The organism is Herbiconiux moechotypicola (assembly GCF_024979255.1).
In the GTDB taxonomy this organism is placed as follows: Bacteria; Actinomycetota; Actinomycetes; order Actinomycetales; family Microbacteriaceae; genus Herbiconiux; species Herbiconiux moechotypicola.
Genome location: NZ_JANLCN010000005.1, coordinates 214,521 through 228,937, shown reverse-complemented (window position 1 = coordinate 228,937; position 14,417 = coordinate 214,521). Strand labels below are relative to the sequence as shown.

Sequence of the window (14,417 nt, the reverse complement as noted above, 5' to 3'; positions counted from 1 at the left end):
CACCAGGATGAAAGCATGGCCGCGAAAGCGAGAGGATCGAACGACGCCGGGCAGACCGTGAGCGTCGGCGGTCACCGCCTGCGCATCACCAATCTCGACAAGGTGCTCTATCCCGCCACGGGTACCACCAAGGGCGAGGTGATGCACTACTACGCGGAGATCGCGTCCGTCCTCATCCCGCACGCCCGCAACCGCCCGGCCACGCGCAAGCGCTGGGTGCACGGCGTAGGCACCGACGAACAGCCGGGCGAGGTGTTCTTTCAGAAGAACCTCGCCGACGGCACCCCCGAGTGGGTGCGGCGGGTGAGCATCGAACACTCCGACCACGTGAACGTCTATCCCCTGGTCAACAACCAGGCCACGCTCGCCTGGCTGGCGCAGATCGCGGCGCTCGAGATCCACGTGCCGCAGTGGCGGGTGGATGCGCACGGCCGCCCCAAGAACCCCGACCGGCTGGTGATCGACCTCGACCCGGGCGAGGGCGCGGGCCTCGCCGAGTGCGCCGAGGTGGCGAAGCTGGCGCGCACGCTCCTGATCGGCATGGGGCTGGAGCCGGTGCCGGTGACCAGCGGCTCGAAGGGCATCCACCTCTACGCGGCGCTCGACGGGCGGCAGAGCTCCGACGAGGTGTCGGCGGTAGCGCACGAGCTCGCCCGGGTGCTGGAGGCCGACCACCCCGACCTCGTGGTCTCCGACATGAAGAAGTCACTGCGCGGCGGCAAGGTGCTCGTCGACTGGAGTCAGAACAACCGCAACAAGACCACCATCTGCCCGTACTCGTTGCGCGGCCGCGCGCATCCGACCGTCGCCGTGCCGCGGAGCTGGCGCGAGATCTCGTCGCCCGGCCTGCGGCAGCTCGAACTCGGCGAGGTGCTCGAGCGGATGCGGCACCGTGCCGACCCGCTGGCCGAGGCGGCGGACGCGCCAGGGTCGGTGGAGGTGCCCGGGGGCGAGTGGCACTCCGACCGGCCGCCGAAGTCCGCCCGCGGTCGCGAGGCGGCTGGCGGGAAGGATGCGCACGGCACCGCGCGCGACCGCCTCACCGTCTACCGCTCGAAGCGCGACGGCTCGAAGACGCCCGAGCCCGTGCCGGCGGCGCCGCCCCGCGCATCCGATGGCCGTTCCTTCGTGATCCAGGAGCACCATGCCTCCCGGCTGCACTGGGACTTCCGACTCGAGCACGACGGCGTGCTCGTGTCGTGGGCGCTGCCGAAGGGTGTCCCCACCGACCCCGGCCAGAACCATCTCGCCGTGCAGACCGAGGACCACCCGCTGGAGTACGGCACCTTCGAGGGGTCCATTCCGAAAGGGGAATATGGTGCCGGCACGGTCACCATCTGGGACTTCGGCACCTACGAGCTCGAGAAGTGGCGCGAGGGGGAAGAGGTGATCGCGACGCTGCACGGGCAGCCCAGCGGCGGCTTGGGCGAGGCGCGGCGGCTGGCACTCATCCACACGGGCGGTGCGGGGCGGGGCGCCGATCAGTGGCTGATCCACCTGATGAACGGTGAGCGACGTTCGGGAGAAGGAGCCGGCAACCGACGCCCAGGCCGGCCGGCGGTTGCCGCATCGTCCTCCCGAACTCCCCGAGGCGGTCCGACGCCGGCAGGACTGACGCCGATGCTCGCCACCGCGGCGAGCGCCGCCGACATCTCCGACGACTCGGAGTACGCCTTCGAGATGAAGTGGGACGGCATCCGCGCGATCGCCCGCGCCGACCACGGTACCGTCACCCTCCGCACCCGCAACGGCAACGACGTGACCGCCGGCTACCCGGAGGTGGTCGACGCCCTGGCCGCGCTGCACCCCGACCGGTCGCTCGTGCTCGACGGGGAGCTCGTCGCCCTCGACTCTTCGGGCCGCCCGAGCTTCGGTCGGCTGCAGCAGCGCATGGGGCTCACGAAGCCCGCCGAGGTGGAGGCCGCCCGGCGCAAGGTGACGGTGGACTACTTCGTGTTCGACCTGCTCGAGCTCGACGGCCGCCCGCTCACCGACGAATCGTACGAGGCCCGCCGCGAGGCCCTCACCGGGCAGGTACCCGCCGATGACGGCCCGCTGCACCTGCCACCCGCGTTCGACGGTGACCTCGCACACGCCGTCGCGGCGAGCCGCCAGCTCGGCCTCGAGGGCGTGATGGCCAAGCGCCGCGACAGTCCCTACCGCTCCACCCGCACCCGTGACTGGCTGAAGATCAAGCACCGGCTGACCCAGGAGGTGGTGATCGTGGGCTGGCGGCCTGGTCAGGGCACACGGTCGTCGCGCGTGGGCTCGCTGCTCATGGGGGTTCCGGATGCGCGGGTTCCGGATGCGCGCGGCCGGCTGGTCTACGCGGGCCGGGTCGGCAGCGGGTTCACCGAGCGGCAGCTCGACGAGATCACCGCCCGCCTGGCGCCCCTGGAGCTGACGTCGGGGACAGCGCGCCCCCTCCCTCCGGTCGACGACGTACCCGCTCTCGACGCCCGCGACGCCCGATGGGTGGAGCCGCTGCTCGTGGCCGAGGTCGAGTTCGCGGAGTGGACCTCGTCGGGGCGCATCCGGCACGCCGTGTGGCGCGGCTGGCGCCCCGACAAGTCGCCCTCCGAGGTGGTGCGGGAGAGCTGATCGGGCGCGCCCGCTGCACATCCGTGCGAACTCTGTCGGCGGATGGCGGCGAGTGGTAGCTTCGCGACAGAGGCCGTTCGGCATCACGACATCGAGGAGGATCTCATGACCGAGAAGCGCGGCGAACGCGACGGCGAGTACACCGACACCGAAGACGAAGACGTCTTCACCCCCGAGCCCGACGAGGGCGAGTACACCGACAGCGACATCCCCGGCGAGGAGTAGCAGGGTTTCAGATAGAGTCATCCTCACTTAGTATGTGAGGATGGCTCGATCATCATTGCGGTGGATTCTGGCGTCGACGGCCGCCGTCGGAGTGGTCGTCGGGCTCATCACCGTGGGCCAGCCGGCATCAGCGACCAACTTCGTGCTCGCGAAGATCCGCATCGTCTCGGAGACGCGACCCGACCCGGCACCCGTCGATGTGGCCGTCGATCCGCGCTCGCACCAGGCTTACGTCGCGAACACCTTCGAGGGAACGGTGTCCGTGATCGACACCGTGTCGCGCGAGGTCACGGCCACCATCCCCCACGGTGCCACCAGCATCGGCGACGGCCCGTCGTCCGTCGCGATCGATGAGGCCGGCCGCAAGGCCTACGTCGTCAACTACAACTCCGATACCGTGTCCGTGATCGACATCCCCACCAATCGAGTGCTGAAGGTACTGCCGCACGACTCGACCAGAGGCATCGGAGCGCACCCCAGCGCGATCGAGATCGACACCACTCTGCGCCGGGCGTACGTGACGAACCTCGTCGACGGCACGGTCTCGGTCATCGACACCGTCAGCGACACGGTGATCGACGTGATCGCGCACGATCCGGTCGCGGGGATCGGCACCTTCCTGATCGGGATCGCGATCGATCAGGAGTTGCACCGCGCGTACGTCACCAACAACAGCGACGACACCGTCTCCGTCATCGACACGCGGCGCAACAACGTGATCGCGGTCATCCCGCACGATGCAGGCCGCGGTATCGGAGACGCGCCCCGTGAGATCGCGGTCGACACAGGTACTCATCGAGCGTTCGTCACGAACAGCGGCGACAACACGATCTCGGTCATCGACACACGGTCGAACTCCGTTGTGGCCGTGCTCCCCCACGACGAATCGGCCGGCATCCCGTCAGGAGCCTGGTGGGTCACCGCAGATTCCGTCGGAGGCCAGGTCTTGGTCGCGTCAAAAGACCGGATCGTTGCCATCGATACCTCGTCGCTGAAGATCACACGCACGATCGAACGAAGCACCTCGGCCGACTTCGGCTATGGCGCAGGTGGCATGGTTGTCGATCCTGGTCGTCGCGAGCTGCTCGTCACGGCGTCGGTGACGAACACCGTCGCCGTGATCGATATAGATACCACTGCTGCGTTGTCGCGACTGAGCGGTGTCGATCGATTCGACGGTTCGGCCGCGGTGTCGCGGAGGGAGTTCGCGAGCGGGGGCGACGTCGTCTACGTGGCGTCGGGCGCGACCTTCCCCGACGCCCTGTCAGGGTCGGCCGCCGCGGCGGCGAAGAAGGCACCCGTGCTCCTCGTCGCGCGCGACACTGTCCCGACCGCCGTGGGCGCCGAGCTGGCACGGCTCCGGCCGAAGCGGATAGTGGTGCTGGGCGGAACCGCGTCGGTGGGCGACGCCGTCGAACGCGCTCTGCGCTCTTACGCCCCCGTCACGAGACTCGGTGGCGCCGACCGCTACGAAGTCTCCGCACGCATCTCGCAAGACGCCTTCCCCGCCGCAACGCCCGTGGCCTACGTGGCGTCGGGGGAGGTGTTCCCCGACGCCCTCGCGGGAGGAGCGGCGAGCGCCGCCGGAGGCGGTGGGGCGTCACTCCTGCTCGTCACCCGCGACAGCGTCCCCGCCGTCGTCGCGGCCGAGTTGAGGCGCCTCGCCCCTGGAAAGATCGTCGTGCTGGGCGGCGAGAGCACCGTGAGCGCCCGGGTGGCCACGGAACTCGGCGCGATCGCACCCACCAGCCGCATCGCGGGCCCGGACCGCTACGCGGGCTCAGCGGCCGTCTCCCGGGCGGCGTATCCCTCGGGCGCCCCGGCGGTGTTCGTGGCCTCGGGAGCGGTCTTCCCCGATGCGCTCGCCGGGGGTAGTGCCGCCGCGGCCAACGGAGCGCCGATCCTCCTCGTCGCGCCCGACTCGGTGCCCACCTCGGTCGCTGACGAGATCACCCGACTCGGGGCCAGGCGCATCGTCGTGCTCGGCGGCACGAACACCGTCTCACCGGCGGTTCTCACCCGCCTGAGGGCGCTGCTCGGCCAGGCGGGGTGAGATCGGGAATACACGACCGCCGGGCCGACTTGACTTTGGGTTGGGCGCGAGTAGTGTTCTCGCTCGTGGTCAACGAAACCCGTTCGCCGAAGCGCTGGCTGATCGGCGATCCGCTGCCGAGCGACAAGCTCGAAGGGCAGCTCCTCCCGAAGCGTCTGGCCCTCCCGATCTTCGCGAGCGATCCGCTCTCCTCGGTGGCCTACGCGCCACAGGAGCTGCTCATGATCCTGCTCATCGGCGGGCTCTCCTTCCTCACCTTCGCCCCCTGGGTGGCGGCCGCCGTGGTGCTGCTGCTCGTGGTGGTGGTGGCCAGCTACCGGCAGCTGGTGAAGGCCTACCCCTCGGGCGGCGGCGACTACGAGGTCGCCCACAAGAACCTGGGCGAGAAGGCGGGTCTCGTCGTCGCATCCGCTCTTCTCGTCGACTACGTGCTCACCGTCGCCGTGTCGGTGGCCTCGGGCGTCGACAACATCATCTCGGCCATCCCCGAGCTGAATCCGTGGCGGGTCGAGATCGCGGTGGGCTTCGTCGTCATCCTCATGGCGGTCAACCTCCGGGGCGTGCGTGAGTCGAGCAAGGCCTTCGCCATCCCCACCTACCTGTTCGTGGTGAGCGTGGCCGTCATGATCGTGGTGGGCCTCGTGCGCACCGCTCTCGGCGACGCCCCGGTGGCCGAGTCCGCCGGCTTCGACGTGGAGGCCGAGCAGCTCACCCAGGCGGCCATGATCCTGCTCCTGCTGCGCGCGTTCTCGAGCGGGTGTTCGGCGCTCACCGGCGTCGAGGCCATCTCGAACGGCGTGCCCGCGTTCCGCACCCCGAAGATCCGCAACGCGCAGCGCACCCTCGTGCTCATGGGCGGCATCGCCATCTGCCTGTTCGCCGGGCTCACGGCGGTCGCGCTGATCTCGAACGTGCACTACGCCGAGAACGCCTGCCACCTCGTGGGCTTCGCGAACTGCGAGACCACCCCGCAGCGCAGTCTCATGGCCCAGGTGGCCGCCGCCACCTTCGGCAACAACTCGATCATGTTCTTCGTCATCCAGGCCGCCACGGCCGCGGTGCTGCTGCTCGCGGCCAACACCGCGTTCAACGGCTTCCCTCTGCTCGGCTCGGTGCTGGCGAAGGACTCCTACGCCCCCAAGGCCATGCTCACCCGCGGCGACCGCCTCGTGTTCTCCAACGGCATGATCGTGCTGGCCCTCGCCGCCACGGCCATCCTCATCGTCTACCAGGCCAACCTCACCCAGCTCATCCAGCTCTACATCATCGGGGTGTTCGTCTCCTTCACCCTCGGCCAGACGGGCATGGTGAAGCACTGGCTCACGATGCTGAAGAACGGATGCGCGGAGCGCCCCGCAGTCATCCGCTCCCTCGCCATCAACGCGGTGGGCGCTGTGTTCACGGCCGTCGTGCTCATCGTGGTGACCATCACGAAGTTCACCCACGGCGCCTGGCTCGTGTTCGCCATCATGCCCGTGCTGTTCCTGCTCATGATGGGCGTGAACCGCTACTACCGCGACGTGAACAAGGAGGTCGAGGTCGACCCCCACACCACCTTCGGCGCCACGGGCGACCACGCCATCGTGCTGGTGGGCCGCATGCAGAAGCCGGTGCTGAAGGCCCTCGACTACGCGATCGCGGCGCGCCACGACTCCATCGAGGCGGTGCACCTCTCCATCGACGACGAGCAGACCGCTCAGCTCGAGAGCGACTGGCAGGCGATGAACATCGAGGTGCCGCTCAACATCATCGAGTCGCCTTACCGCGACGTGGCGGAGCCGCTCTGCCAGTACATCCTGAAACACCGGGCGGAGCACGGCTCCGAGGTGGTCACCGTGTACACCCCGATCTACATCGTGGGGCACTGGTGGGAGACCATCCTGCACAACCACAAGGCGCGGCGCATCCGCAAGAAGCTCATGCTCGTGCACGGCGTCACGATCGCGCTCGTGCCGTGGCTCCTGGACTCCTCGGAGATCCTCTACGGCAAGCGATCCCGCCCGCTCCCGGGCCAGGAGCGCCGCGGCGAGCCGGTGCGCCCGATCGCGAGGAAGCCGCATCAGACAGGCGCGTCCGGTCACCGGCGACGCTGAAGACCCGCGTGCTAAACTGACCCTCGTTTTCGTCGTTTGTTCGTCTTCATCCGGGTGGTCTTCATCCCCCGGCCAGATTCGTGAGGGGGTCTCGCATGGGGCGTGGCCGTCAGAAAGCCAAGCACACGAAGGTCGCTCGCGAGCTGAAGTACTTCAGCCCCGACACGAACTACTCCGCGCTCGAACGCGAGCTCGGCGGCAAGTCGGGCGAGCCCGACTACTCGAAGTGGATCGAAGACGACGACGACTCCGACGACGCGTACGAGCCGAGCGACGAGCAGAAGCGCGCCTGACGCACGAACCACTCGGCTGATCTGAGCTGCTGCGCCAAGCCGTGCCGCGCTTGACCGGTCAGCCCTGAGCGTCGTCCTCCGGCGCGGGCACCGCATCGACGTGCTCCACGTCCATCACCACGGTGCGCGCACGCCGACGGCTCACCCGGTCGAGGATGATCGCGACCAGTGCTCCGAGCGCCGCGCAGATCGCCACGATGAACAGACCGGTGAAGCCGAACACCTGCAGGCGGCTGAAGTCGTCCTGCTCGGGGAAGGCGAAGGTGAGCACCAGCGTGACCACGAGCCCCACCGCCACACCGAGCGCCATGAAGCGGTAGTACCGCGGCGCCCGCCTCACGGTCACCGTGCTCTGCGACTCGGTGACCTTCGCCTCGGGTTCGACGGGGTCGTGCTGCTCACTCACCCCTCTATTGTCGCGCACCAGCCTGGGTGCCCCGTGCCGTCAGCGACGGCCGCCGGCTTCCCACAGGCGCGCGAGCTTGAGCGCGAGGTGCAGGGTGCTGCGCGCGAGGCCGTCGTCGAGCGCCTCGCGCACCACCGGGGGGAGGTTCTCGAGCCGGTAGTAGAGCGTGGTGCGGTGGATGTGCAGGGCTTCGCACGCGAGCCTCACACTCGCACCCGCATCGAGGTAGTGCTCGACCGTCACCCGCTCGACGTCGTCGGCTGCCGTGACCAGGGCTTCGGCGGCCGGTGAGAACCGTGCGAGGCTCGTCGGGTCGCGCCTGATCTCGGCGAGCATCAGCCAGGGACCGAGCTCGCTGGCATCCGCCGCCTCTCCGGTCTCCGGCAGCTGCGAGACGATCCGGGCAGCGGAGACGGCCGCCCGGGCGGCGGAGCGGAGCTCGTTCGCCTCGGGATCGACGGCGGCCATCCCGATGCCGTCGACCGTCACACGGTGACGAAGGGCCTCGGCCCGGGTGAGCGAGATCGCCTGCTCGCGCACCCCGCGACCCACCAGCAGCACGGTGCCGGCGGACTCGGCGAGGTACATCAGCCCCGAACCCTTCGTGGCGGCGACGTGTCGCCCGAAGGCCACCCGATCGATGCCCGGCCCGGGACCGTCGAACGCGACGGAGTAGACGGTGGTGCCACCGGTGCGGTCGATCCAGCGTTCGGCGACGGCCTCGGTGAACGCGTGGCGCCGCACCTCGAGGTCGGTGTCGAGCAGCCGTCGAACGAGCGGCTCACCCGGGGCCGGTTCCCCCGACAAGGGACCGGCCAGAAGCGTCTCCCGCACCAGCTCGACCGACGAGTCGATCGCCGCCCTGTCGAGCGCCGTGAGCGGAGGAAGGCCGCCGGTCGACACCCAGAGCAGGGCGAGCGGTACGCGGTCGTCGCGAACCGCGACGGCGATCCGCTCCTGTCCGGCGAACGGTGCCGAGCGGGGCGCCCGGGGCGACGGAACCGGCGCGGCGGGATCGGAGGCCGCGAGCTGACGGCGATCGAGGTCGTCGAGCACCACGGGACGGCAGAGTGCGACGGCCAGCTGGTCGACGACCTCTTGGAGCCCCATGCCCTCAGACGATAGAGCCGGCCTCGTCGAGGTCGCGTGCCCCCGGTGCTACCCCCGTGAGCCCGCTCTCCACGACGGCGTCGTCGCGCGCGATCGCCACTCGGAGGGCGAGCGTGTCGAACACCACCCTGGCCGGCGAGCCGGCGTCGCCCCAGAACACCAGCAGCAGCTGCCCCGGGCTCCGCGGAACGTTGAGGATCCGCCACGGGATCTCCGTCCAGCCGATGGCGGGCACGTCGATGTGCACGACGCCCGACACGAGCGCCTTCACGTCGTGCAGCTCCCAGATCACGGCGAAGCGCGCATCCCGCTCGCACAGTCGGGAGACGATCTCGATGTAGCGCGGGTCGTCGGGGTTGCCGTGGAAGCGGAGCGCCGCGGCGATGAGCGCCGCCTGGTCGTACCACAGCGACTCGAGGTCTCCGGCGTGCGGAGCCCCCTCGACCACGCTCACCAGGAGGTTGGCGCCCTGCCTGAACATGCCGGGCACCAGCGCCGACGCCAGGGCGTTGGCCGCGAGCACGTCGAGACACGCGTCGAGCACCACGGCTGGAGTGTTCTCCCACTGCTCCAGCAGGGCGAGCACCGAGTCGTCGACCTCCTGCGGCGCGGACGGGCGCTGCTGACCGCGCACCGGGGTGCCGCGGCGCACCAGGCGGGTGAGGTGGTGCACGCCGTCGTCGTCGAGCCTGAGCGCGCGGCCCAGGGCGATCATCACCTGGTCGGAGGGCTGATGCTCGCGGCCCTGCTCGAGCCGCAGATAGTACTCGGTGCTGATGCCCGCGAGCGCGGCCACCTCGGAGCGGCGGAGACCGGGAACCCTCCGCCGCGCATCGAACGGAAGGCCTACGTCTTCAGCCCGAAGACGCGCCCGCCTGGCTCGCAGGAAGTCGCCGAGTTTGGTTGGCATTCAGCTCCAGGGTCGGTGGGCACGCTCTCGATCCGGCTCCATCGTCAGGTCGGGTGGGCCTCATTTTCCTCTGATCGTCGGAATCCTGTCCAGTACCGGGAGGTGCGTCGTGAGATCGGCGCGACTGCCCGAGGCCCGGATGCGCGCCGCTGCCACCCCGTCGGCCCACGAGAGGGCGCCCGTGGCGAGCTCGACCCAGGTGTGCGCATCCGTCTCCACCACATTGGGGGGTGTGCCCCGGGTGTGCCCCGGCCCCTCGATGCACTGCACCGCCCCGAACGGCGGAACCCTCACCTCGACGGAGTTGCCGGGGGCGGCATCCGCCAGCAGCTGCAGGAGGTACCGCACGGCGGTCGCCCTCGCGTCGCGGCTCGCGGAGTCGAAATCCGCCGTCGCCGCGTGCACCGCCGCGATGCCGGAGGTGTCGTCGATCCTCGCCTTTGCCATGACCCCACGGTACCGTCGCGCGACCGGGGCTCTCGGTAGGCTGGGCTCCGTGAAGATCCTGGTTCTCGGCTCCGGCGCGCGTGAGCACGCCATCATCACCGCTCTGCTCCGTGAGGGCGACGCGCACGAGATCGTGGCCGCCCCGGGCAACGCCGGCATCGCCGCCGACGTGCCGGTGATCGATCTCGACGCCGACGACCCGCAGGCCGTGACCAACTACGCCCTCTCCGAAGACGTGCAGTTCGTCGTGATCGGCCCTGAGGCGCCGCTCGTGGCCGGGGTCGCCGACGCCCTCCGCACCCGCGGCATACCGGTGTTCGGCCCGGGCAAGGAGGCGGCCGCCCTCGAGGGCAGCAAGGCCTTCGCGAAGCGCATCATGGACGAGTCCGGAGTGCCCACGGGTCGTGCCGTCAACGCCGGCACGCTCGCCGAGGCCGAGGCCGCGCTTGCCGAGTTCGGAGCCCCCTACGTGGTGAAGGCCGACGGCCTCGCCGCCGGCAAGGGGGTGCTCGTCACCTCCGACCTGGCCGAGGCCACCGCACACGCGACGCACTGGCTGCAGCACGGCGACGTGCTCGTCGAGGAGTTCCTCGACGGTGAGGAGGTCTCGCTGTTCCTGCTCTCCGACGGGCACTCCGTGGCGCCGCTCTCGCCGGCGCAGGACTACAAGCGGCTGCTCGACGGCGACCTCGGCCCCAACACCGGCGGCATGGGCGCCTACTCGCCCCTCCCCTGGCTCGACGAGCGCTTCGGCAGCGAGAAGGTCTTCGTCGACGAGGTGATCGAGACCATCGCACTGCCCACCGTGCGCCGGCTCGCCGCTGAGGACACCCCGTTCATCGGGCTGCTCTACTGCGGACTCATCCTCACCCCGAAGGGCATCAGGGTGATCGAGTTCAACGCCCGCTTCGGCGACCCGGAGACCCAGGTGGTGCTGCCGCGGCTGCGCACTCCGCTGTCGGGACTGCTGCTGGCCGCGGCCACCGGCACCCTGTCGCAGGTGACGCGGCCGGAGTTCGGCGACGAGGTGGCCGTGACCGTGGTGCTGGCCAGCGAGAACTACCCGGGTTCGCCGGTGATCGGGCGCGTGATCGAGGGGCTCGACTCCGCCGAGGGCGTGGAGGGGGTGTCGGTCATGCACGCCGCGACCGATCGCGACGGAGACGTGGTGCGCGCCACCGGCGGGCGGGTGCTCAACGTGGTGGCCACGGCTCCCAACTTCGCGCTCGCTCGCGACCGCGCCTACGGGGCGCTGGCAGGCATCCGGTTGGAGGGTGCGCAGCACCGCGGCGACATCGCCGCGAAGGTGGTGACGGCATGAGCGCCCAGCCCGCCGCCGTGGCCGGGTGGACGCACGTCTACAGCGGCAAGGTGCGCGACCTCTACCGTCCGGCCGGTGACGCCACGGGCGACGGCGACGCCCTGCTCGTGGTGGCGAGCGATCGCGTGAGCGCTTTCGACCACGTGCTGGAGCCGGGCATCCCGGGCAAGGGCGAGCTGCTCACCACGCTCAGCCGGTGGTGGTTCGAGCGACTCGGCGAGGTGCCGAACCATCTGGTGACCGGGGCGGAAGCGGGAAGCATCCCGCCCGTTCCCGACGCGATTGCTGCGCGGTCGATGGTGGTGAAGTCGCTGGACATGTTCCCGATCGAGTGCGTCGTGCGCGGCTACCTCTCGGGGAGCGGATGGAAGGAGTACCAGGCCACGCAGAGCGTGTGCGGCGTGCCCCTGCCCGCCGGCCTGGCCGACGGCGACCGCCTGCCCGAGCCCATCTACACCCCCGCCTACAAGGCGCCGATGGGCGAGCACGACGAGAACATCAGCTTCGAGCGCACCGTGGAGCTGGTGGGATTCTCGGATGCGACCGAGCTGCGGGAGCTCTCGCTCGCGGTCTACGCGCGGGCGGCGGCCATCGCCGAGTCGCGCGGCGTCATTCTCGCCGACACCAAGTTCGAGTTCGGGCGCGACGCGGCCTCCGGTGCCATCACGCTCGCCGACGAGGTGCTCACGAGCGACTCGAGCCGGTACTGGGATGCGGCGGCCTACGATTCAGGCGAGCGTACGGCCAGCTTCGACAAGCAGATCGTGCGCAACTGGCTCGCCGCGAACTGGGACGGCGAGGGCGTGCCGCCCACGCTGCCGGCCGAGATCGTGGAGCAGACGGCACTGCGGTACCGCGAGCTGCTGGAGCGGCTGACCGCCGAGGGGTGACCCCGGGGCCCGAGGGATCGTGGCGCCCGTCGCGGCTGCGCCGTAGGGTCGCAGCATGGACGTCGTGATGATTCCCGGGTTCTGGCTGCAAGACTCGTCGTGGGAGGAGGCGGTGGGCCCGCTGCGTGCCGCGGGGCACACCGTGCACACGCCGACGCTCGGCGGGCTGCACGCGGTGGAGGAGGACCGCTCGCAGGTGACACTGGCGTCGCAGGTGGCGGAAGTCGTGTCGCTGGTGGACGATCTCGTCGTGGGCGACGAGTCCGGCTCCCAGGTCGTGCTCGTGGGGCACTCCGGCGGCGGCGCGATCATCCATGCCGTCGTCGATCAGCGGCCCGAGGCGATCGCCCGCGCCGTCTACGTCGACACCTGGCCGACGGCGGACGGGCAGTCCATCAACGAGGACATCCCCGCCGTGGGTGACGACATCCCGCTCCCCGCCTGGGACGCCTTCGGGGAGGCCGACCTGCTGCATCTGTCCGACGAGCTGCGCGAACGGCTGCGCACCGAGTCGGTCCCCCAGCCGGTGCGCGTCGCGCGCGACCCGCAGGTGCTGGGCGACCAGGCCCGCTTCGAGGTGCCCGTCACGGTGGTGGCGACCACCTTCACCGGCGAAGAGCTCGACGGGTACATCGCGTCGGGTCATCCGCTGTTCGCGGAGTTCCCGCCGATGCGGTCGGTGACGGTGGTCGAGCTGCCCACCAGCCACTGGCCGCAGCTCACCCGGCCGGCCGAGCTCGGCCGCATCCTGGTCGACGCCGTCGGGGCATCGGGAGCCGCCTGAGGCCGGCTCGAAGGATCGATTTCGCACGCCGTGGAGATATCTGTATGCTTACCTGTCATACATCTCCACCAGCAAGTGTCATATATCTGTCGATCCTTCCCGTCTGGAGCTCCTCATGCGTCACGCTCGTCTCCTCGCCCTCGCCCCTGTCACCGTCGCCGCGATCGCTCTCTCCGGCTGCAGCAGCTCCGGCACGGCGTCGCAGCCCTCTGCCACCGCGGCCGTCGGCGCGGTCGACCTCTCCGGGGTCTGCCCCTCGACCGTCATCGTGCAGACCGACTGGAATCCCGAGGCCGAGCACGGCCACCTCTACCAGCTGCTCGGCCCGAACCCCGCGATCGACGCCTCGAAGAAGGCGGTGTCGGGCCCGCTCTACTCCGGGGGTGAGTTCACCGGCGTCGACATCGAGATCAGGGCGGGCGGCCCGGCGATCGGATTCCAGTCGGTCTCGAGTCAGCTCTACACCGACCCCGACATCATGCTGGGGTACGTCTCGACCGACGAGTCGATCCAGCAGTCCACCGAGATGCCGACCGTCGCCGTCTTCGCCCCGCTCGACATCAGCCCTCAGATGATCATGTGGGATCCGGAGAGCTACCCCGGAGCCGAGACGATCGCCGACATCGTCGCCGACGGCGCGACCATCCGCTACTTCGAGGGTTCTGCCTACATGGAGTACCTCAAGGCCGCGGGCATCGTGCCGGAGAACCAGGCCGACGGCTCCTACGACGGAACGCCGGCGAGCTTCGTCGCGGCCCAGGGGGCGAGCGCCCAACAGGGCTTCGCCTCCGCCGAGCCCTACATCTACGAGCACGAGATCGCCGACTGGATGAAGCCCGTCGCGTACTCGCTCGTGAACGACAGCGGGTACACGAACTACATGCAGACCGTGTCGGTGCGGGCCGACGCGCTCGAGGAGGACAGCGCCTGCCTCTCGGCGCTCGTGCCGGTTCTGCAACAGGCCTCGGTCGACTACTACGCCGACCCGGATGCGACGAACGCGCTCATCATCGACCTCGTGGAGCAGTACGACACCGGCTGGGTCTACAGCCACGACGTCGCCGACTACTCGGTGGCCACCCAGCTCGAGCTCGGTCTCGCGGGCAACGGCGACGACGAGACCCTGGGCGACTTCGACCTCGACCGCGTGAACGACCTGCTCGAGAAGGTGACGCCCGTGTTCGCGACCCTGGGAACGGCACCCGCGGACGGCCTGACCGCCGACGACCTCGTCACCAACGAGTTCATCGACCCCTCGATCGGCCTGCCGGTCGACTGACCGCG

Annotated in this window: 12 protein-coding genes; 8 read left to right on the top strand and 4 right to left on the bottom strand. The window is 69.9% G+C overall.

Translation table 11 applies throughout. The features are described 5' to 3' along the window. Positions 1–15 precede the first annotated feature (15 nt). From N1031_RS10095 to N1031_RS10080, 4 genes are all read left to right on the top strand, one after another. Positions 16–2,601: an ATP-dependent DNA ligase gene (locus N1031_RS10095; RefSeq protein ID WP_259479504.1), complete on the top strand. Its 2,586-nt coding sequence runs from the start codon at positions 16–18 to the stop codon at positions 2,599–2,601. Positions 2,602–2,866: 265 nt separating this feature from the next. After that, positions 2,867–4,879: a cell wall-binding repeat-containing protein gene (locus tag N1031_RS10090; RefSeq protein ID WP_259479503.1), complete on the top strand. Its 2,013-nt coding sequence runs from the start codon at positions 2,867–2,869 to the stop codon at positions 4,877–4,879. Between the two features lie 65 nt (positions 4,880–4,944). Then, a complete protein-coding gene (locus tag N1031_RS10085; protein WP_259479502.1) occupies positions 4,945–6,972 on the top strand; it encodes an APC family permease in 2,028 nt (675 codons plus the stop codon). A 95-nt stretch (positions 6,973–7,067) separates the two neighbouring features. Then, entirely contained in the window at positions 7,068–7,265 is a 198-nt protein-coding gene (locus N1031_RS10080; protein ID WP_259479501.1) for a DUF3073 domain-containing protein, read from the top strand. A 58-nt stretch (positions 7,266–7,323) separates the two neighbouring features. Here N1031_RS10080 and N1031_RS10075 read toward each other — a convergent pair whose 3' ends face one another. From N1031_RS10075 to N1031_RS10060, 4 genes are read right to left on the bottom strand one after another with little or no spacing between them, the layout of a single operon-like run. Beyond that, positions 7,324–7,671, bottom strand: a complete 348-nt coding sequence (locus N1031_RS10075; protein ID WP_259479500.1) for a hypothetical protein — start codon at positions 7,669–7,671, stop codon at positions 7,324–7,326. Between the two features lie 39 nt (positions 7,672–7,710). Then, on the bottom strand, positions 7,711–8,781 hold the full coding sequence (locus N1031_RS10070) for a PucR family transcriptional regulator (RefSeq protein WP_259479499.1): 1,071 nt from the start codon (positions 8,779–8,781) through the stop codon (positions 7,711–7,713). Between the two features lie 4 nt (positions 8,782–8,785). Next, a complete protein-coding gene (locus tag N1031_RS10065) occupies positions 8,786–9,691 on the bottom strand; it encodes a helix-turn-helix domain-containing protein (RefSeq protein WP_259479498.1) in 906 nt (301 codons plus the stop codon). 60 nt (positions 9,692–9,751) lie between these two features. After that, on the bottom strand, positions 9,752–10,138 hold the full coding sequence (locus N1031_RS10060) for a sterol carrier family protein (protein WP_259479497.1): 387 nt from the start codon (positions 10,136–10,138) through the stop codon (positions 9,752–9,754). 49 nt (positions 10,139–10,187) lie between these two features. Here N1031_RS10060 and purD point away from each other — a divergent pair, with 49 nt between their 5' ends. From purD to N1031_RS10040, 4 genes are all read left to right on the top strand, one after another. Next, the gene (gene purD / locus N1031_RS10055) at positions 10,188–11,459 is read left to right on the top strand and encodes a phosphoribosylamine--glycine ligase (protein WP_259479496.1); all 1,272 of its coding nucleotides are present in this window, start codon (positions 10,188–10,190) and stop codon (positions 11,457–11,459) included. Then, complete coding sequence (locus N1031_RS10050; RefSeq protein ID WP_259479495.1) at positions 11,456–12,349, top strand: phosphoribosylaminoimidazolesuccinocarboxamide synthase; 894 nt, start codon at positions 11,456–11,458, stop codon at positions 12,347–12,349. The genes purD and N1031_RS10050 overlap by 4 nt, the downstream gene beginning before the upstream one ends. 55 nt (positions 12,350–12,404) lie before the next feature. Next, positions 12,405–13,133, top strand: a complete 729-nt coding sequence (locus tag N1031_RS10045) for an alpha/beta fold hydrolase (RefSeq protein ID WP_259479494.1) — start codon at positions 12,405–12,407, stop codon at positions 13,131–13,133. 115 nt (positions 13,134–13,248) lie between these two features. Further along, positions 13,249–14,412: a substrate-binding domain-containing protein gene (locus tag N1031_RS10040; protein WP_259479493.1), complete on the top strand. Its 1,164-nt coding sequence runs from the start codon at positions 13,249–13,251 to the stop codon at positions 14,410–14,412. Positions 14,413–14,417: the final 5 nt, after the last annotated feature.